Source organism: Vibrio sp. 10N.261.55.C5 (assembly GCF_041470505.1).
Taxonomy (GTDB): Bacteria; Pseudomonadota; Gammaproteobacteria; order Enterobacterales; family Vibrionaceae; genus Vibrio; species Vibrio crassostreae_C.
In genome coordinates this window covers 19,379-40,133 of record NZ_JBFRMS010000002.1, presented here as the reverse complement: position 1 = coordinate 40,133, position 20,755 = coordinate 19,379, and the positions used below count along the sequence as shown (strand labels likewise).

Genomic DNA, 20,755 nt, shown 5'->3' with positions numbered 1-20,755 from the left:
AACATCATGCAGTCAAAATCATTTGTACTTTCGGCAATGCGTGGTGACAAAGGTGGCCAACTGACCATCCTTGCCATTCTAGCGGCCGTTATTCTTATCCCACTGGCTAACACCATGTTACCAAGTGGGCACCCGCTCCATGTAGAGACTTTTACTATCTCGCTGATGGGCAAATATCTGAGCTACGCAATGTTGGCGTTGGCGCTCGATCTGGTGTGGGGCTATCTCGGAATCTTGAGCCTTGGCCACGGTGCTTTCTTTGCGCTTGGTGGTTATGCGATGGGCATGTACTTGATGCGTCAGATTGGTGACCGTGGGGTTTATGGTGATCCAGTCTTACCAGATTTCATGGTGTTCCTTGATTGGTCTGCGTTGCCGTGGTTCTGGCAGGGCTTTGACCAGTTCTGGTTTGCTTGCCTGATGGTGGTGCTAGTGCCGGGCGCATTGGCTTACTTGTTCGGTTATTTAGCTTTCCGCTCTCGTGTGTCCGGGGTGTATCTTTCTATCATGACTCAGGCATTAACTTACGCATTGATGCTGGCATTTTTCCGCAACGAAATGGGCTTTGGTGGCAACAACGGACTGACGGATTTCAAAGACATCATCGGTCTGAGTTTGCAGAGTGATGCGGTCAAGATAGGTCTGTTTGTCGCGACTGGTATTGCGCTTATTCTCAGCTACATAGCTTGTCGCATGGTGGTGACCAGTCGATTAGGTCGTGTGGCATTAGCGATTCGTGATACGGAATCACGCACTCGCTTTATGGGCTATGACGTCGATGGCATCAAGCTGTGGGTCTTCGTTCTTTCTGCGGTTATCGCCGGTATTGCCGGGGCTTTATATGTCCCTCAAGTGGGTATTATCAATCCGGGAGAATTTGCTCCTCTTAACTCGATTGAGATTGTGGTTTGGGTAGCCTTAGGCGGTCGTGCCACTCTGTTTGGTGCCATTGTCGGTGCATTGATCATCAACTACGCCAAGAGTTGGTTTACGGTTGAGTTCCCGGAGGTGTGGCTGTTTGCTCTGGGTGGACTATTCGTACTCTCAACCATGTACTTCCCACAAGGTGTGATTGGCTTTGTCAGTGAAAAGTGGCAGCAGCTGCGCAAGGCATCAAATGGGAAAAACCAAGATAAAGATAAGGATGATCAGCACAAGGCCAAGGAGGTGATCGCATGACCACATTTAATAGCGTAAAGGAATCGGTTCAGGCGTTCACTCGTCGAGACGAAGTCTTTGATTACCTCAAACCCGATATTCATCCTGCCATCGATACTCGACATAACGTGCTGTTGTATGTCGAAGGCGTCAACAAAAGCTTCGATGGTTTCCAAGCGATAAACGACCTCAACCTCTACATCAAAGAGGGAGAGCTACGCTGTATCATAGGTCCTAATGGCGCAGGTAAAACCACCATGATGGACATTATCACAGGTAAAACTAAGCCAGACACCGGCGAGGTGTGGTTGGGTTCGAACATCAACTTATTGAAGATGAACGAAGCCGAAATCGCCAATGCAGGCGTTGGGCGTAAATTCCAAAAACCGACCGTGATTGAGTGTTTAACTGTGTGGCAGAACCTTGAATTAGCCATGGCCGGTGACCGCTCAGTGTGGGCGACGTTCACCGCTGTGATGTCTGGTGAACAGAAAGACAAATTGACCTCGGTACTTGAGCTGATTCATTTAAAAGACGAAGCGGCGAATTTGGCAGGTAACCTGTCTCACGGTCAGAAACAGTGGTTAGAGATAGGCATGTTATTGATGCAAAACCCTAGGCTATTGCTGGTGGATGAACCCGTGGCAGGTATGACTCACCAAGAAATGGATCGCACCTCTGAGTTACTTAACTCACTGGCAGGTAAGCACTCGGTTGTGGTCGTTGAACACGATATGGATTTCGTTCGTTCTATCGCCAGCCATGTCACCGTGCTTCATCAAGGTCATGTGTTGGCTGAAGGCACTATGGATCAAGTGCAGGCTCACCCTGAAGTTAAACAAGTTTATCTCGGAGAATAGGATGCTAGAGGTTAAATCAGTTAATCAATATTACGGTGAGAGCCACACGCTGTGGGATTTGGATATGCAGATCCCAGAAGGTAAATGCACGGTGCTAATGGGGCGAAATGGTGTCGGTAAAACCACCTTACTGCAATGCATTATGGGGTTGGTGAAGGTTGAAAGCGGTGACATCTCCTTATCGGGTGAGTCACTTTTGAAAACCGATGCCGAGGACCGTCCACGCCAAGGGATCGGCTATGTACCGCAAGGTCGCCAGATCTTCCCAATGCTCACTGTTCAAGAAAATCTAGAGGTCGGTTTACCGATTCGTAAAAAGGGTGACCGCAAGATCCCTGAATTCATCTTCGATATTTTCCCAGTGTTAAAAGAGATGCTACATCGTCGCGGTGGTGATTTATCGGGTGGCCAGCAGCAACAGCTAGCGATTGGGCGTGCGCTGGTGGTTAATCCAAAGCTATTGATCTTGGATGAGCCGACGGAGGGTATTCAACCCAATATTGTGCAAGAGATTGGCGACATCATTCGCATGCTCAACGAGAAAATGGGGCTCACGGTTCTGTTGGTTGAACAGAAGCTGCCGTTTGCAAGAAAGGTCGGTGACCGTTTTTGCATTATCGACCGTGGACGCCAAGTGGCAGAAGGTGAAATGACAGGGCTCGATGAGTCCTTGATAAAGGAGTACCTAACCGTATGAATTCTCTCTTTTCTCCGAATGAAGTAAGCAAGGCTTCTTTAGTAGAAGCTTTATCTTTGAATGAGACCATCGAACAAGATATTCGTGATGGTTGGCAAGCGAGTTTAAACCTCACCTTTGTCGATCGAGGTGATAAAACCGTATTAAAGAATCGTCAGCAGTCTGGTCCGCTTGCGGTGCAACGCCCCCTGTATCCTGATGGGGAAACGTGTCACACCTACTTACTCCATCCCCCCGGCGGAGTGGTAGGTGGTGACACTCTCAATATTAACGTGAATCTTGAGCACGGTGCTCACGCGTTGATTACCACACCCGGTGCCACCAAGTTTTATCGCTCAAACAACAAGTACGCCAAGCAGAAGCAGACCCTACGAGTGAAGAAAGATGCACGCTTGGAATGGATGCCGCAAGAGAACATCTTTTTCCCGAATGCACACGTTCGTTTAGATACTGAAATTCGCCTAGAAAAGGGTGCACAGTTTTGGGGTTGGGAGATGCACTGTTTTGGACGCCCTGCACAGAATGAGGGATTCGAGCATGGTCATCTCGTTGGGAAAACAGAAATCTATCTTGATAATCAAAGGCTTCTGACTGAAGGCTTTAATTTTCATGGTGGCGATAAGTTAATGATAAATATGGGGTTACTTGATTATTCAATGATGGGTACCTTTTATCTCACCTCAAATGAGAAGCAAGATTTAGAGTTGGTACAGAGCTTGCTCTTATCTATTACACAGCAAGCTTCACAGCAATCAGTTACACCAAAAACGTCGAGTGAACCCACATTAATATTGGGTGCGACACAGATAGAAGGATTGATTGTGGTGCGAGCCTTGGGTTATTGGAGTGAAGACATCCTCCAGGCCTTTGGTCAGATATGGCAAGCAACTCGCTCTCATTTATGTGGTACGACTCCTGATTTACCAAGGATTTGGGCGACTTAGCGATTAGCCCTATTTGTACCGAGGGCGACTTCCGGCCCTCGGTACATTTTTTCAAGCTTGCTGTGATTGAATCCCACTTACTGCTCATGCGTTTCTGAGCACTAAGAAAACAACACTAACAGCGGGCAGCTAAATGGAATTAACACCAAGAGAAAAAGATAAGCTACTTATCTTCTGCGCAGGAATGCTGGCACAGCAGCGTAAACAGAAAGGCTTAAAACTCAACTACCCAGAATCTATTGCTCTGATCAGCAGTGCCATTCTTGAAGGTGCCCGTGAGGGGAAAACCGTTTCGGAATTGATGGATTTTGGACGCACACTGCTTACCGTCGATGACGTTATGGAGGGGATCCCTTCCATGATCCCAGATGTACAAGTCGAAGCGACTTTTCCCGATGGCACCAAGTTGGTGACCGTTCATGAACCTATCGTGTAGGGAGAAGTAATATGGCTGGTTCCACAAAACAATACTCAGGATTCGTTCCCGGAAAAGTAGAAACCGCACCGGGTGACATCACTCTCAATGAAGGCCGAGACACAACGTCCGTTAAGGTACAAAACATTGGCGATCGTCCTGTCCAAATTGGCTCTCATTACCACTTCTATGAAGCAAATCCATCACTGATCTTTGACCGAGAAGCCACTAAAGGTTTTCGACTCAATATTCCTGCGGGTACTGCAACTCGCTTTGAGCCGGGTCAGTCGCGTAGCGTCGAGTTAGTGCGTTACGCCGGTAAGTTAGAGATCTATGGCTTCCAAGGAAAGGTGATGGGCAAGCTCTAAGCGCTCCCACGGAATAATGAAAACAACAAAGGATTGAACATGGCGACGATATCCAGACAGGCTTATGCCGAAATGTTTGGGCCAACAGTCGGTGACCGAGTGCGTCTTGCTGACACTGATTTATGGCTAGAAGTTGAAAAAGATTACACCGTATACGGTGACGAAGTGAAGTTCGGCGGAGGTAAAGTGATTCGCGATGGGCAAGGACAAAGCCAACGTCCAAGTGCCGAAACTCCAGATTTGGTGATCACTAACGCGATTGTGTTGGATTACTGGGGCATCGTAAAAGCCGATGTCGCAGTCAAAGATGGTCGAGTTCAGGCATTGGGCAAAGCGGGCAACCCAGATGTTCAACCGGGCGTTGATATTGTGATTGGCCCGGGCACGGAAATTTTAGCAGGCGAAGGTTCAATCTTGACTGCTGGTGGTATTGATTCACACATTCATTTTATTTGCCCACAACAGATTGAAGAAGCACTGGCGTCAGGTGTGACAACCATGATCGGCGGTGGCACGGGGCCAAACACAGGTACTAACGCGACCACATGCACACCGGGGCCTTGGAACATGCACCGCATGCTAGAGTCACTCGATCAATTCCCGATGAACTTTGGTTTGTTAGGCAAAGGCAATGCCAGTCAGCCAGAAGCACTACGTGAGCAAGTAGCGGCAGGCGCGGTGGGTTTGAAGTTACACGAAGACTGGGGAACCACTCCCGCTTCAATCGATACCTGTTTGAGTGTGGCTGACGAGATGGACGTACAAGTTGCGATTCATACCGACACTCTGAATGAATCTGGTTTTGTTGAATCAACACTTGGCGCAATTGGCGACCGAGTGATTCATACCTACCACACTGAAGGTGCGGGCGGTGGTCATGCTCCCGATATTATTCGCGCAGCAGGTGAACCGAACGTTCTGCCTTCCTCAACTAACCCGACACGTCCTTACACTATCAATACCGTCGATGAGCATTTGGATATGTTGATGGTGTGTCATCACCTTTCACCATCGATTGCTGAAGATGTCGCGTTCGCCGAATCGCGTATTCGCCGTGAAACCATTGCCGCAGAAGACATTCTTCATGACTTAGGCGCGTTCTCGATGATCGCTTCGGATTCACAAGCTATGGGGCGAGTGGGTGAAGTAATAACTCGAACTTGGCAAACCGCGCACAAGATGAAAGTTCAGCGTGGCAGCCTAAAAGAAGATTCTGATTACAGCGATAACTTTCGTTTAAGACGTTATGTCGCTAAGTACACCATCAACCCTGCTATCACGCATGGCATGTCTCATGAAATCGGTTCTATCGAAGCAGGGAAGTTAGCTGATCTAGTGTTGTGGAAGCCCGCTTTTTTTGGTGTGAAGCCCAGCGTGATTTTGAAAGGTGGCATGATTGCCATGGCACCGATGGGTGACCCAAACGCTTCAATCCCAACACCTCAGCCAGTTCACTATCGCTCGATGTTTGGTAGCTACGGCAAGGCGTGTCAGAACACATCAATGCTGTTTGTCTCTAAAGAAGCCAAGGCGCAGAACATCGACAAGCAATTGGGTCTGCAGAGCTTGATTGGTGTTGTGAGCAACTGCCGAAACATCAGCAAAGCCGACATGAAGCTCAATGATTGGATGCCGAAGATTGAAGTCGACTCTCAGACGTACCAAGTGCGCGCCGATGGTGAACTACTCACGTGTGAGCCTGCTGAAGAGCTGCCAATGGCTCAGCGGTACTTTCTATTCTAAGCCTTTGACTAAAGAATCTTATTTTAGTGACCCTATTTTGAACGTTATAAATCTCACAAGGAGATTGAGGTAATAGCATGATTGAACTGACTCAACTGAATACTCAAATACAAAATGCACCGGACGGCTATTTGAGCCTGCCGATCGATAGTCGCATCAAAAGCCGCCTTAAGGTGATGCTAGATGACGGGCGCAATGCAGGGCTGTTTCTACCACGAGGTCATATCTTGCGTGGCGGCGAACAACTCTCAAGTGAATGTGGTTTAGTCGTAGAAGTGAAAGCGGCACCGGAAACTGTTTCGACTGTTTATTGTGAAGACCCACACTTGCTAACGCGAGTGGCGTATCACCTTGGCAACCGTCATGTTCCGCTGCAAGTGGAAGCGGGTTGGGTTCGTTACCAACACGACCATGTTTTAGATGAAATGGTTGAAGGCTTAGGCGCGAAAGTGACCACTGAGAAACAACCGTTTGAACCAGAAGGCGGTGCTTATGGCGGTCGCTCTGGTGGACATCATCACCATCATTAATCGAGTCATTGATGACTCACTAAACGATTTATATAACAACGATATTAATAACAATAATACCAATCACAGTAAGTAAGTGATCAACAATAGCGCAGAAAAAAGGCTTGAGAACAAGGCATAATTTTTCGATAAGTAGTTATTCTACAATCAAAAATTATAACGCAGTTATCGAGCATTTTAGCAAGCTAGGGTGAGCAATTATTTACTACGATTGGTATAAAGCAAGGAACTCGCGATGAACTTTAAAACAGCTGCAGGCTTATGCACTTTCACAATAGCTTCTCTAACAACATCAACGATGGCTTTCGCTCACCCGGGACATGGGGCGCATTCAGTTCATGAGTCTCACTCGTTTATGTCTGGCTTAACTCACCCTGTGACTGGCATGGATCACCTGATCATGCTGATTGCTTTCGGTTTGTTAATTGGCGCACTGTCGTTTTCAAGCAAGATAAAAGCCGCTTTGATTGGCGGTGGGTTGGTGTCTTTAGTGGTAGGGCTTATCGCAGGCCAAGCCCTAGGTTTCTCTGTGATTGTTGAGCCTGCCATTATCGCTTCTCTGTTTGTCGTCAGCTTATGTTTATGGCATGTATTCTCACCATCAACCAAGCGTGTAAACAGCGTATTAGTTGCTTCGATTGCTATGTTGTTTTTCCATGGTTACGCACACGGCGTTGAAGCCGCGAGCAACCTGACTCAGTTCGCAACAGGCATGAGTATCAGTGCTTTGGCTCTGATGGTTATCGGTACTTTTGTTGGCCGCGCGGTTTACTCTAAATGGTTGTCAGTCGGCGTGGCTTCAGCAAGCGCACTATTGCTGTTAGGCGCGTAGGCTCTCGAACTTATTTGATTCTGGAAGACTGAGGGCACGATTATGACCACAACAGAAAATGTAGCCGTCTATCGTCTGTTTCAATTGATCAGTCCATCGTTGCCGATTGGTGGGTTCACTTATTCGCAAGGCTTAGAGTTAGCGGTTGAAGCGGGGTGGGTGACCGATCGCAACAGCATGGAACAGTGGCTTAATACCATCGTCAGTTCCAGTGTCGCAACTTTGGAATTACCTATCTTAGAGCGTCTTTATCACGCGCTAGAAAAGGGTGAAATCGATGAGATTGAGCATTGGTGTAACTACTTATACTCAAGCCGTGAAACCAGTGAATTGCGAGCGGAAGAAAAGCAGCGTGGGCATGCATTGAACACCTTGTTGAAGCGCTTGGATATCGATATTTCGCTGGTGGATTCTGTTGATAGTCATCCAAACCAATTGTTGGGCATGTGTATGGCGGCTCAGCATTGGGGTATTGATTTAGAGAGCCTCAAGCAGGGTTATTTATGGAGTTGGCTTGAAAACATCGTTACCGCAGGGGTCAAGTTAGTGCCTTTAGGTCAAACCGATGGTCAGTTGGCATTGATTAATATCACCAACACCTTTCCTGAGGTGATCGAAAAGGCCCGCACGATAGAAGATTGGATGATAGGCAGCTTTTCGCCTTCGATGGCATTAGCGAGTTCATTGCACGAAACACAATACACACGACTATTTCGTTCGTAGCGGTTAGCGCGAACGATGTAGCAAAAAGAATATAAGGAAGTAGACAATGGAAAGTTATAAGCAACCACTTCGAATTGGTATTGGCGGCCCGGTAGGGTCTGGTAAAACAGCGCTATTAGAAGTGCTTTGTAAAGCGATTCGCGACAAGCTCAATATCGCAGTGGTAACCAACGACATCTACACTCAAGAAGATGCCAAGATACTTACGCGAGCAGAGGCTCTAGAACCAGATCGTATTATTGGTGTTGAAACGGGTGGCTGTCCGCACACGGCGATCCGTGAAGATGCGTCGATGAACTTAGCTGCGGTAGAAGAGCTTGCCAAGCTGCATAAGAACCTCGATGTGGTATTCGTCGAAAGTGGCGGTGATAACTTGAGTGCGACGTTCAGCCCTGAATTAGCCGATCTTACCATCTACGTGATTGATGTAGCGGAAGGGGAGAAGATCCCACGTAAAGGCGGACCGGGTATTACGCGTTCTGATCTGCTGGTTATCAATAAGATCGATTTAGCACCATATGTGGGTGCGTCACTTGAGGTGATGGAGCAAGACACACAACGCATGCGTCCAACCAAGCCATACGTGTTCACCAACCTCAAAGAGAGCCAAGGGCTAGACTTCATCATCAACTTTATTGTGACTGAAGGGATGCTAACCATGAAGGAGCCTTCTACTACTGAGTAGGGTTGGAATAGGTTAGTTTTTTGAAAGCGTTAGATACTAAAAAGCCCTGTCGATTATCGATAGGGCTTTCTGGTTTGAAACGTTAGGTCGAACTTAAAGCTCGCTCTTAGTCACTCTTGTGGTCACTTGCGACTCAATCACACCGTCTTCAACTTGAGTGGTGATCACTTCACCGACTTCGACATCGTTAATTGATGATACTGTCTTGCTCGATGCGGAATGAGTAATGCTGTAGCCACGCTTTAGGGTTGCCAGTGGACTAACGGTCTCTAACTTCTCTGCAGCCATAGCGAGCTGGTGGCGAGTGGTTAGTAATGTCTTGTCCATTGCATCCAATAGCTTTTGCTCTGAACGTTGCAGATGCAGTTTCTGTTCGCCAAGGCGTTTCACTGGCGAGTTCAATTGAAGCTGGTGCTGTTTACGTTCAACACGCTGTGCATGCTGTTTTAGGTATTGAGTCATACCACGACGCAAACGCATATCTAGGTCATCAAGCTGCTGACTCTGCTTTTGAAGTTGGTAGCTAGGGTGTTGTTTCTCCAAGCGGTATTTTAACGTTTGAGTGGATTGTGCTTGTTTGATTAACACATGACGAATCGCACTCACCAAGCGAGCACGTTTAGAGGCATAAGCTTGCTCTTTATGACTGTTGTCACGGCTAACCAATTCTGCGGCAGCTGATGGCGTTGGGGCACGCATATCGGCAACGAAATCAGCGATAGTGACATCCACTTCGTGGCCAACGGCGCTGATAATCGGGATTTGGCTTGCTGCGATTGTGCGAGCTACGATCTCGTTATTGAAGCACCATAGGTCTTCCAGTGAGCCGCCACCACGGCCGACGATTAACACATCACATTCATTGCGTTCGTTAGCGCGTCCAATCGCTTGGGCAATCTGAATCGCCGCCTCTTCGCCTTGAACCATGGTCGGGTAAACCACAACCGGTAGCGAAGGATCGCGCCTTTTTAGTACATCAAGAATATCAAACAGCGCTGCACCGGTTTTAGATGTGATAACGCCAACACGTTTTGGGTGTTCAGGAAGAGCTTGCTTACTTGATTGAGCAAACAGTCCTTCTGCGGCAAGGTTCATCTTCAGCTTTTCAAATTCTTGCTGAAGTTTACCGTCACCCTCTGGCTGCATGCTTTCGATGATCAGTTGGTAGTCACCGCGTGGCTCGTAAAGAGATAGGCGAGCTTTGACTAAAACTTGATTGCCGTTCTGAGGCTTAAAGGTCACACGGCGGTTATTGCCACGAAACATGGCGCATTTAACTTGAGCGCGAGAGTCTTTTAGCGTGAGGTACCAGTGACCAGAGACAGGTGCAGAGAAGTTTGAGATTTCACCAACGAGCCAGACTATTCCCATTTCGTTTTCTAATAGGAGACGAACCTCTGAGTTGAGGCGAGAAACAGTAAAGATGTTTGGATTAGTCATAGAAGCACTATCTTTCCTTGAAGGAAGGTCTTTCTTGGAATCTCACAGGGCGTGAGTATGGAAGATAGCGGCAATATAATACATAGCAAGGGGGTAAATGCAAATTAAAAATACAAAAATGTGTAGCCAAGCGATTTCGCCGTGCGTATAATCCGTCTGCAATATCAAATCCAAATCACTTTATTATGCGAAACGATAAAGTTGGGTTTACTCCTTTTAACACCTTTGTTGTGAGATATTGCAAATGCTACGAATCGCAAAAGAAGCTTTAACTTTTGATGACGTTTTACTCGTCCCAGCACACTCAACCGTTCTTCCGAACACAGCTGATCTTCGCACTCAGTTAACGAAAAACATTTCTTTAAACATCCCAATGATCTCTGCATCGATGGATACTGTTACGGAAGCACGCCTAGCAATTGCCCTTGCGCAAGAAGGTGGTATTGGCTTTATTCATAAGAATATGTCAATCGAGCAGCAAGCTGAAATGGTTCGCCAGGTTAAAATTTACGAAGCTGGTGTGGTTTCTCACCCAGTAACTGTAAGCCCTGACGCGACAATCGCTGATGTTGTAGCCCTTACTCAAAAACACGGCTTCGCCGGTTTCCCTGTTGTTACTGAAACAAACGAATTGGTTGGTATCATTACTGGCCGTGACGTTCGCTTTGTTACTGACCTTTCTAAGAAAGTTGATGTAGTAATGACGCCTAAAGCTCGCCTTGCTTCTGTTAAAGAAGGTGCAACTCGTGAAGAAGTTCAAGAGAAAATGCACGAAGCGCGTGTTGAAAAAGTTCTTGTTGTAAATGATGACTTCCAACTGACTGGAATGATCACTGCAAAAGATTTCCACAAAGCAGAACGTAAACCAAACGCATGTAAAGATGAGCGCGGCAGCCTACGTGTAGGTGCAGCTGTTGGTGCTGGCGCTGGTAACGAAGAGCGCGTTGCTGCTCTAGTTGAAGCTGGCGTAGACGTTCTACTTATCGACTCTTCACACGGTCACTCTGAAGGCGTACTTAACCGTATCCGCGAAACTCGCGCTGCATACCCTGATCTACAAATCATCGGTGGTAACGTAGCAACTGGCGCTGGCGCTCGTGCTCTTATCGAAGCGGGTGTTAGTGCGGTTAAAGTAGGTATCGGCCCGGGTTCAATCTGTACGACTCGTATCGTTACTGGTGTTGGTGTTCCTCAAGTAACAGCAATCGCAGACGCAGCTGAAGTAGCTAACGAATACGGTATTCCAGTAATCGCAGATGGCGGTATCCGCTTCTCTGGCGATATCTGTAAAGCTATCGTTGCTGGCGCATCTTGTGTGATGGTTGGTTCAATGTTCGCGGGTACTGAAGAAGCACCGGGTGAAGTTATTCTTTACAACGGTCGTTCTTACAAGTCTTACCGTGGTATGGGTTCTCTTGGCGCTATGTCTCAAGGTTCTTCTGACCGTTACTTCCAATCTGACAACGCTGCAGACAAGCTTGTTCCAGAAGGTATTGAAGGTCGTATCGCATACAAAGGTCGTCTAAAAGAGATCGTTCACCAACAGATGGGCGGTCTACGCTCAAGCATGGGCCTAACGGGTTCTGCAACTGTTGAAGACATGCGTACTAAAGCTGAGTTTGTTCGTATCTCTGGTGCGGGCATGAAAGAATCTCACGTACACGATGTTCAAATCACGAAAGAAGCACCTAACTACCGTTTAGGTTAATAATACGTCCAAACGTTTGAATAATGTGCTGATTTAGTCGGCACATTAATATACCAATCGTAGTAAATAACTGGTCATCCTAGCTTGTTAAAAACCTCGATAACTTCGTTAGAATTTTTGATTGTAGAATAACTACTTATCAGAACTCTTTGTCGAATAGAGCTGCCTCGTTCTCAGGCTTTTTTCCTACGCTATTCCTGAACACTTACTTACTGTGATTGGTATTATATCTACCGCCTGTTTTGTTAAAAGTCCGATTGTCTCAAAACACGTGGTTAAAGATATCTAACGAAAACGTTTGCTTTATTTCTTGAAGAGTTAATCAGAGGTGAGTAAACTCACCTCCATTTTATCACATAGCCAATAAGACTGCTTACAATGACTAAAAATATTCATGACCAACGTATTCTAATTCTAGACTTCGGTTCTCAATACACACAGCTAGTAGCTCGTCGTATTCGTGAGATCGGTGTTTACTGTGAACTTTGGAGCTGGGACGTAGAAGAAGCGGATATTCGTGAATTCAATCCAGACGGCATCATCCTATCTGGTGGTCCTGAAAGTGTAACGGAGGAGAACTCTCCACGTGCACCTCAGTACGTATTTGATTCAGGTGTTCCTGTATTCGGTATCTGCTACGGCATGCAAACTATGGCTGAGCAACTTGGCGGTAAAGTAGCAACGTCTACTGAGCGCGAGTTCGGCTACGCAGCGGTACAAGTGACTGGCGAATCTGCACTTTTCGCTGACCTTGAGTCTACTCAAGATGTTTGGATGAGCCACGGCGACAAAGTAGTTGAGATTCCAGCTGATTTCACAAAGATCGCTGAAACAGACACTTGCCCATACGCTGCAATGGCAAACGAAGAGAAGAAGTACTTCGGTGTTCAATTCCACCCAGAAGTAACACACACTAAAAACGGCCTGAAAATGCTTGAGAACTTCGTTCTTAACGTATGTGGTTGTGAAGGTCTGTGGACTTCAGCTTCAATCATTGAAGATGCAGTTGCACGTATTAAAGAACAAGTAGGTGACGACGAAGTTATCCTTGGTCTTTCTGGTGGTGTTGATTCATCTGTAGTTGCGATGCTTGCTCACCGCGCTATCGGCGACAAACTAACATGTGTATTTGTTGATAACGGCCTTCTTCGTCTAAACGAAGCTGAGCAAGTTATGGATATGTTTGGTGACCAGTTCGGCCTAAACATCATCAAAGTCGATGCAGAAGATCGTTTCCTTAAAGCTCTGGAAGGCGAAGCTGAACCAGAAGCTAAGCGTAAAATCATCGGTCACGTATTCGTAGATATCTTCGATGAAGAGTCTAAGAAACTATCTAATGCTAAATGGCTTGCTCAGGGTACTATCTACCCAGACGTAATCGAGTCTGCAGCATCTAAGACAGGTAAAGCACACGTAATCAAATCTCACCACAACGTTGGTGGCCTTCCTGATGATATGGAAATGGGTCTTGTTGAACCTCTACGTGAGCTGTTTAAAGATGAAGTACGTAAGATCGGCCTTGAGCTTGGTCTTCCATACAACATGCTTTACCGCCACCCATTCCCGGGTCCTGGTCTAGGTGTTCGTGTTCTTGGCGAAATCAAGAAAGAGTACTGTGATCTACTGCGTCGCGCAGATGCTATTTTCATTGAAGAGCTTCACGCTGCTGACCTTTACCACAAAGTATCTCAAGCATTCACGGTATTCCTACCAGTACGTTCAGTTGGCGTAATGGGCGATGGCCGTAAGTACGATTGGGTTGTATCTCTACGTGCCGTAGAAACTATCGACTTCATGACTGCTCACTGGGCACACCTACCATACGACTTCCTAGGTAAGGTTTCTAACCGTATTATCAACGAAGTTAACGGCATTTCACGTGTTGTTTACGATATTTCTGGTAAGCCACCAGCAACTATCGAGTGGGAATAATCTCTTAGAGATTTAACCAGCTTTGATTAAGATCTTAAGCCTCGAACTCAGTTCGGGGCTTTTTTCTTTTCGATTGATTATATTGATTCATTACATTAAAGGCTTATGAGCAATACCTCGAAATCAAATGAACAATAACTAGAAACCAAATGAGTTGGAAACTAGATATCAGCTCAAGAAACCATGAGACGCTTTGTTGTGCTGAGCCATGTATCAAAAAGATCACTCGCACTTTTTATAAATTCACACAGCTACAGCTAGGCCATTCCACATGTGAAGCATACTCTTTGATGGACTTATTAAGGACAGATAAGAGAATACATCATGTTAAAAATCAAATATTTGGCGACAGTACTGGGCTGCACATTAGCAGCGCAAAGTCATGCGTCTTTGAACATTCAACCTGATCCGCAAAACCCGAATGGTTACCTTGTTGAAAAGTCGGCTCTACAAGCTGCTGAACAAGCGAAAACATCCGATCCTATGTATGCGATCTGGTCACAGGCCCTTCAAACTCGCCCGAATACAATCGTTGAAGCGATTGAACCCGGTTCCCCCTCGAATCCTGAAAACATAAAGCGTGTAGAGCGCGTGTTCCCTCAATCTGAATGGGACTTCCTCACTCAGATGGCAGCGCCAGAATACACCTACACTCGCTTCTTACGTGCGATCGGTAAATTCCCAGCGTTCTGTGGAGAGTACACCGATGGCCGTGACTCCGATGCCATCTGTAAGAAATCCATCATCACGGCCTTTGCTCACTTTTCACAAGAGACGGGTGGGCACATCGCGATAGGCAACACCTCTGATAATCCATTAGCTCTAGAAGAGTGGCAGCAAGCGCTGGTGCATGTTCGCGAAATGGGTTGGTCTGAAGGCCAAGAAGGTTACACCACAGGTTGTGGTCAGAATGATTGGCAGAATGCCCGTTGGCCATGTGCTGCGGGGCAGGGTTACTTCGGACGTGGTGCTAAACAGCTTTCTTACCATTTTAATTACGGCGCGTTCTCTGAAGTGATGTTCGATGGCGATGCGACGGTGCTTCTCAACAATCCGGGCTTAGTGGCGGATTCTTGGTTGAACTTAGCGTCTGCTATCTGGTTCTTTTTAACACCACAAGCGCCTAAACCGGCAATGCTGCATGTAATTGACCGAACATGGACACCATCTCAACGTGAATTGGATGCGGGTATTGGCTATGGCTTTGGTACCACAATCAACGTGATCAATGGTGGTATTGAATGTGGCGAGCAGAACAAAGACAAAGGCCAACCCGTTAACCGTATTCGTTACTGGGAAGGGTTAGCCGCGCACTATCAAATTCCTGTAGAAGCCGATGAAGCCAATACATGTTGGCAGCAAACGCCTTACGGAAGCTTGAATCTCAACGGAGCAACGGATGTGTTGTACACCAACTGGGATGGTAACTGGAAATACTACGCAGACCGCCCAGAAGGGTATTCATTTGAGTGTGAGCTAGTGGGCTTTCAAACTGCTTATTCCGCGCTGGTGGCTGGAGATTACGATAAGTGTGTGACTAACTTTTATGGTTCTCATGCGAGCTGGCCTGAAGTGAAAGTGGTCGATAAGCTTGATCCGGTAGATCCTGGTACTGATCCGGGTGGTAATGGTTGGAGTGCGACCAAGGTTTACAACGCGGGTGACCAAGTGACGCATAACGGCGCAACCTATGAAGCGAAATGGTGGACACAAGGGGATGACCCTGCCAATGGTGGCCCTTGGAAACTAGTAGCGGGCGAGCCAACACCACCAGTTGTGACAGATCCAACGCCTGTTGATCCTGCCCCTGTCGATCCAGAACCAGTAGACCCAACACCAGTTGAACCGCCAGTTACCGAGTCACCTGTCGTTGTTGACCCATCTGTGTTTATCACGTGGCAAGCGGGCGTTAGCCAAGTGAGTAATGGCGACAAAGTGACGCATAACGGCAAGTGCTTCGTGGCTAAAAACGGCCCGGGCGTATGGGAAAGCCCAGTTCAATCGAATTGGTTCTGGGATGAAATTAGTTGTAATTGATAGTCTGAATACTGAAGAGGTGGCCTAAGTTACGAGCTCAGTAGTACGACCATAGCGATATAAATAATCAAAAGCCGAAAGTTTCTACTTTCGGCTTTTTTCCGTTTCGAACTTGGCTATTTAAGCAGGGTGATTGGTCTATTTGGCTATGTTGAAGCGCATTTAAAGACTAATTATCCAGTTAGAGGATAAAGTTCTGTACAAATGATGCTTGTGAATTTATATTCAAATTTAATTTATATTTATTCTCTTATTTTAGGGTTAAGGTGTACCTATGGAACAGACAGATATCACGTCACTCATCCCCATTGTGATTACTTTGGTGTTGTCATTGGCGACAAGGAATGTGGTGATAGGCCTTTTTGCTGGTGTGCTGAGTGGTGTTGCAATGCTGACTGGCATGTTTAGCGAACTTAACCCGCTTGATACGTTTGGTACCATGGTGAAAGGTTACCTAGTCCCTCAACTTACCGACAGCTATAACGCTGGTGTGATCATGCTGTTGGTATTCATCGGTGGCTTTGTCGCATTGATGGAAAAGTCCGGTGGTGGCGTCGCGTTTGCAAAGCGAGTGACTCAGTGGGTAAGCAATAAATGCCAAGCTCAATTGTCAGCATGGTTGGGTGGAATCGTTATATTTTTCTCAGACTTAGGCACCCCTTTAATTGTTGGCCCTGTTTTTCGTCCCCTTTTCGATAAACTGAAACTTTCTAGACAGAAGCTAGCATTCATCATTGATTCAACCTCGTCGCCCGTTGCTATTCTTATCCCTTTCATTGGGTGGGGCGTGTATATCATGAGCCTTATTCAGAAAGAGTTCACGGCGTTGAATGTCAACATGTCCGATTGGGATGCGTTCATCGGTGCGATTCCTTTTCAGTTCTACGCATTCCTCGCGATTTTCATCGTTCCGCTCGTGTCCGTTAAAGGTTTAGATTTTGGGCCAATGGCAAAAGCTGAGCGTGATTGCCAGGCGGGAATTAACTCTGGCGTGAATAACGAATCACTAAATCCGTTCTCGCATAAAAATGCAAAGGCATCTTTTGTCTGGGCACCATTGTTAGTGATGCTGGTGGTGTTGTGTGCCATGCTGGTACCACAAGGTTTCCCGTTCCAAAAGGTCGCAGGTTCATCATTTAGAGCGGCGTTATCATCGGCTTATTTCTTTGCGGCGATTACATTAATTTCGTTAATGGCTTACTACGGTGTAAGAAAGTTGTCTGATGGTGTTTCTGTGTACTTAAAAGGCATGGGAAACATGATGCCAGTCGCGATCATCTTGGTATTGGCTTGGGCATTAAGCACCGTTGGTAAAGAGTTGGGTGCGGCAGCTTATATTGCTGAGCAAGCACAGAGCGGCTTTCCATATTGGTTAGTACCTGCGGTCGCGTTTTTATTATCGGCTATCATTTCATTCGCAACGGGATCGTCGTGGGGAACCTTCGCGATAATGATGCCATTGGTTATTCCAACCGCGATTGCGATAGATGCTCCCCTTCTCGTCGCAATTGGCGCTGTGTTGTCTGGTGGCTTGTTTGGTGACCATTGCTCACCGATTTCTGAAACCACGATTCTTTCTTCAACCGGGGCAGGGTGTGATCAGTTTGAACACTTTAAGACGCAGCTTCCTTACGCATTGATGAACGGCTCTATTGCTCTGATTAGTTTTGTAGTCGCAGGCTTTACGGGAAGTGCATTGGTTGTGTTAGGTGCTCTTGTTGCTCAGTTGATTGTCGTGACGTTGTTAGCCAAGCGCGATGCGAGTAAAAACGCTTCTTCAGACGTTCAATCTCAAGTGTCTGAGTCTAAAGCTCAACAAGCATAATTTAAGATAACAGGTGAGTGAGTAGATACGGGATGCGAGTAAACGAGTAACGAAAAGCTCGCCATCTGTTGCCTACGTTTGCTATTAAGGGGGCGCTTACTCAAATCTAAAGACTCTTTTCGCATCCCCATCTCGTTTATCGTACCTAAAAAAAACTCGTCATTCCCCACAGTAAGTAACGAACGTGACAGAGGGCTCTTGTGTGCCGCAAGTGCTCATATCGAAGAGTAGATTCCAGATATCCCGTCCCTCGATTCTAGAGTGACGTAGCACCAGGCTTTGTCTCATTGCCTCAACACTTACCTCACTCGTCATTCCTTACAGTGAGGAACGAACGTGATAGGGAACCTGTTTATTGATAGTTTCGGTGAATTGAATAGATTCATTATGAAACCTATTTTCCATAAGATCATTTACACAATCTTAGTTTTCGATAACTGGATTACCTAGTTGTACGGTTTATAGATTAAAATTTTCTGATAATTTTTATCGCTTTTTTTTAATTAACCACTTTAATAAGGTAAATTCGCAATGTCGACCAAACTAGCTAACCCAGCGCCACTAGGCTTAATGGGTTTCGGTATGACCACTATTCTTCTTAATATCCACAACGCAGGTTTCTTTCCAATCGATTCAATGATTCTTGCTATGGGTATTTTTTACGGTGGTTTGAGCCAAGTTATCGTGGGCACAATGTGTTTCAAACGTGGTGACACGTTCGGTACAACTGCGTTTACTTCTTACGGCCTATTCTGGTTGTCTTTGGTTGGTTTAATCGTGATGCCTTACATGGGCCTACCTGCAAGCCCTGCAGCATTCATGGGTTGGTACCTACTACTATGGGGCATCTTCACAGGCTTCATGTTCATCGGCTCTCTATGCTACCCAGTGGCGAAGCAAGTAGTATTCGGTTCACTAACTATCTTGTTCTTCCTACTTGCAGCTCGTGATTTCACTGGCAGCGAACTAATCGGCACTATCGCTGGTTTTGAAGGTATCTTCTGTGGCGCTTCAGCTATCTACTTTGCAATGGCACAAGTAATCAACAACGAATACGGCCGCACAGTACTGCCTATCGGTGAGAAGAAAGCGCCTCAAATGGCAACACAAGAAATCGCTGCTTAATACTCTAACTCGGGAACAGTTAGTTTGTTATAAGCCATTTATTGGTTATGAATAAAACAAAAGGGGTTAGCCGAAATAGCTAACCCCTTTTTTATGCGTTATTAATAGCACTATTTGTTAAAGCGATCTATTTGCTAAGGAAAGCTTAAGCTGAAGGTTGCTCTACAGGTTTAGTGTCTGCAGCTTCTGCTTCTGGAGACTTGCCTGTTTTACGCTTGTACTTCTCTTCCCAGTAAGTTGCACCTTTAATGCCTAGTTTTACAGGGTTGAATGTGTACTCAGTTACGCCTTGTTTCTGCTGTTCTTCGTAGTCAGCTAGAGCTTTAAGCGCAGGCTTAGACATGAAGAAGATGATCAGAATACCAACGATGTTTAACCATGCCATCAAGCCAACACCAACATCACCCATTGCCCATGCAAGGTTCGCTGTTTTAACTGTGCCATAGAAAACGGCAGTGATAAGAACAAGCTTAAGTACGAACATCATGCCAGGGATCTTGATGGTACGACGTAGGTAAGCAATATTCGTTTCTGCGATGTAGTAGTAAGCAAGAATCGTTGTAAATGCGAAGAAGAACAGAGCAAATGCGATGAATGGCTTACCAATGCCTGGTAGTGCACTTTCAATAGCAAGCTGTGTAAATACAGGACCATTCGCACCGATGTTTGCTGCTAGGTTCTGAACAAGGAACACACCCTCAGCGCCGCCGTGAACGTTGTAAGCACCAGTGATGATGATCATGAACGCTGTAGCAGAACATACTAGAAGAGTATCGATGTAGATAGAGAAAGCTTGTACCAAACCTTGCTGAGCTGGGTGATCAACACTTGCAGCCGCAGCCGCGTGAGGACCTGTACCTTGACCCGCTTCGTTTGAGTAAACACCACGCTTAACACCCCAACCAATTGCAGCACCGAAGCCTGCCATAGGTGTGAATGCATCGCCAATGATCATTGCGAAAACCGTTGGCACTTGGCCGATGTTTAGCAGAATGATAACGAACGCGATGATGATGTAAGCCAATGCCATGAAAGGAACAACGATCTGTGTGAAGTTCGCAATACGTTTAACACCACCAAAGATGATGAAAGCAAGGATGATAGCAACAACAGTACCGGTGAAAATTTTAGCGAAACTGAATGTACCGACAGCTGTTTCAATCATGTCACCTGAACCAAATGCAGCTTCTACAGCATTACCAATACTGTTTGACTGAACACCTGGAAGCAAAATACCACATGCAAAAATAGTCGCGATTGCGAAGATCCATGCGTACCACTTCTGACCCATTGCTTTTTCAATGTAGTAAGCCGGACCACCACGGAACTGGCCTTCGTCTTCTTCTTTGTAGATTTGCGCTAGCGTAGATTCTGCATAAGCAGTCGCGGCGCCAAAGAAGGCTACAACCCACATCCAGAATACGGCACCTGGGCCACCGAAACCGATAGCGGCAGCAACACCAGCAATGTTACCTGTACCTACACGGCCAGATAGCGAAACGGCTAGAGCTTGGAAAGACGAGATGCCTTTTGATGAGCTTTTACCCGATAGTAGCAAGCGCCACATTTCAAAGAAGTGACGGATTTGAACAAATCGAGTCATGATGGAGTAGAACAAACCTGCACCTAAACATAGGTAGATAAGTACTGGGCTCCAGATTATTCCATTCAAAAAATCAACGAATGACTGCATGAGTATTTTCCCTGTTAGTTTTGCTTATGATTGTTTTTCG

General features: G+C 46.4%; 18 protein-coding genes. 16 read left to right on the top strand and 2 right to left on the bottom strand.

The genetic code is table 11. The features are described 5' to 3' along the window. The first annotated feature begins 6 nt into the window (after positions 1–6). The 11 genes from urtC to ureG all read left to right on the top strand — a co-directional run bounded on the left by urtC (position 7) and on the right by ureG (position 8,955). Positions 7–1,179: an urea ABC transporter permease subunit UrtC gene (gene urtC, locus AB4263_RS00185; protein ID WP_017062507.1), complete on the top strand. Its 1,173-nt coding sequence runs from the start codon at positions 7–9 to the stop codon at positions 1,177–1,179. Then, complete coding sequence (urtD, locus tag AB4263_RS00180) at positions 1,176–2,018, top strand: urea ABC transporter ATP-binding protein UrtD (protein WP_017056203.1); 843 nt, start codon at positions 1,176–1,178, stop codon at positions 2,016–2,018. The genes urtC and urtD overlap by 4 nt, the downstream gene beginning before the upstream one ends. A gap of 1 nt (position 2,019) precedes the next feature. After that, a complete protein-coding gene (urtE, locus tag AB4263_RS00175) occupies positions 2,020–2,715 on the top strand; it encodes an urea ABC transporter ATP-binding subunit UrtE (protein WP_017062505.1) in 696 nt (231 codons plus the stop codon). Next, complete coding sequence (locus tag AB4263_RS00170) at positions 2,712–3,659, top strand: urease accessory protein UreD (protein ID WP_372097122.1); 948 nt, start codon at positions 2,712–2,714, stop codon at positions 3,657–3,659. The genes urtE and AB4263_RS00170 overlap by 4 nt, the downstream gene beginning before the upstream one ends. Positions 3,660–3,792: 133 nt before the next feature. Next, positions 3,793–4,095 (top strand): urease subunit gamma, encoded by a 303-nt coding sequence (gene ureA / locus AB4263_RS00165; RefSeq protein WP_004735119.1) that lies wholly within the window; start codon positions 3,793–3,795, stop codon positions 4,093–4,095. Positions 4,096–4,106: 11 nt separating this feature from the next. Further along, positions 4,107–4,442, top strand: a complete 336-nt coding sequence (locus AB4263_RS00160; protein ID WP_004735120.1) for an urease subunit beta — start codon at positions 4,107–4,109, stop codon at positions 4,440–4,442. A 39-nt stretch (positions 4,443–4,481) separates the two neighbouring features. Then, positions 4,482–6,185 (top strand): urease subunit alpha, encoded by a 1,704-nt coding sequence (gene ureC, locus AB4263_RS00155; RefSeq protein ID WP_017084416.1) that lies wholly within the window; start codon positions 4,482–4,484, stop codon positions 6,183–6,185. 77 nt (positions 6,186–6,262) lie between these two features. After that, positions 6,263–6,715, top strand: a complete 453-nt coding sequence (gene ureE, locus AB4263_RS00150) for an urease accessory protein UreE (protein ID WP_048614367.1) — start codon at positions 6,263–6,265, stop codon at positions 6,713–6,715. A 235-nt stretch (positions 6,716–6,950) separates the two neighbouring features. After that, a complete protein-coding gene (locus tag AB4263_RS00145; RefSeq protein WP_017071853.1) occupies positions 6,951–7,547 on the top strand; it encodes a HupE/UreJ family protein in 597 nt (198 codons plus the stop codon). 42 nt (positions 7,548–7,589) lie between these two features. After that, the gene (locus tag AB4263_RS00140) at positions 7,590–8,270 is read left to right on the top strand and encodes an urease accessory protein UreF (protein WP_065584651.1); all 681 of its coding nucleotides are present in this window, start codon (positions 7,590–7,592) and stop codon (positions 8,268–8,270) included. A gap of 46 nt (positions 8,271–8,316) precedes the next feature. Next, positions 8,317–8,955: an urease accessory protein UreG gene (gene ureG, locus AB4263_RS00135; protein ID WP_017062498.1), complete on the top strand. Its 639-nt coding sequence runs from the start codon at positions 8,317–8,319 to the stop codon at positions 8,953–8,955. Between the two features lie 93 nt (positions 8,956–9,048). Here the strand turns inward: ureG and xseA are convergent, their stop codons facing one another. Beyond that, positions 9,049–10,395: an exodeoxyribonuclease VII large subunit gene (xseA, locus tag AB4263_RS00130; protein ID WP_372097120.1), complete on the bottom strand. Its 1,347-nt coding sequence runs from the start codon at positions 10,393–10,395 to the stop codon at positions 9,049–9,051. A 244-nt stretch (positions 10,396–10,639) separates the two neighbouring features. Between xseA and guaB the strand changes: the two genes are divergently transcribed. The 5 genes from guaB to AB4263_RS00105 all read left to right on the top strand — a co-directional run bounded on the left by guaB (position 10,640) and on the right by AB4263_RS00105 (position 19,022). After that, positions 10,640–12,103: an IMP dehydrogenase gene (guaB, locus tag AB4263_RS00125; protein WP_017062496.1), complete on the top strand. Its 1,464-nt coding sequence runs from the start codon at positions 10,640–10,642 to the stop codon at positions 12,101–12,103. A 378-nt stretch (positions 12,104–12,481) separates the two neighbouring features. After that, complete coding sequence (gene guaA, locus AB4263_RS00120; protein WP_017059729.1) at positions 12,482–14,035, top strand: glutamine-hydrolyzing GMP synthase; 1,554 nt, start codon at positions 12,482–12,484, stop codon at positions 14,033–14,035. A 324-nt stretch (positions 14,036–14,359) separates the two neighbouring features. After that, the gene (locus AB4263_RS00115; protein WP_372097118.1) at positions 14,360–16,072 is read left to right on the top strand and encodes a glycoside hydrolase family 19 protein; all 1,713 of its coding nucleotides are present in this window, start codon (positions 14,360–14,362) and stop codon (positions 16,070–16,072) included. Positions 16,073–16,346: 274 nt separating this feature from the next. Then, positions 16,347–17,897 carry a Na+/H+ antiporter NhaC family protein gene (locus tag AB4263_RS00110; protein ID WP_065584648.1) on the top strand — a complete coding sequence of 517 codons (1,551 nt, stop codon included), beginning with the start codon at positions 16,347–16,349 and terminating at the stop codon, positions 17,895–17,897. Between the two features lie 531 nt (positions 17,898–18,428). Beyond that, a complete protein-coding gene (locus AB4263_RS00105; RefSeq protein ID WP_010440610.1) occupies positions 18,429–19,022 on the top strand; it encodes an acetate uptake transporter in 594 nt (197 codons plus the stop codon). Positions 19,023–19,167: 145 nt separating this feature from the next. Here AB4263_RS00105 and AB4263_RS00100 read toward each other — a convergent pair whose 3' ends face one another. Continuing rightward, entirely contained in the window at positions 19,168–20,715 is a 1,548-nt protein-coding gene (locus tag AB4263_RS00100) for an alanine/glycine:cation symporter family protein (RefSeq protein ID WP_372097116.1), read from the bottom strand. Positions 20,716–20,755: the final 40 nt, after the last annotated feature.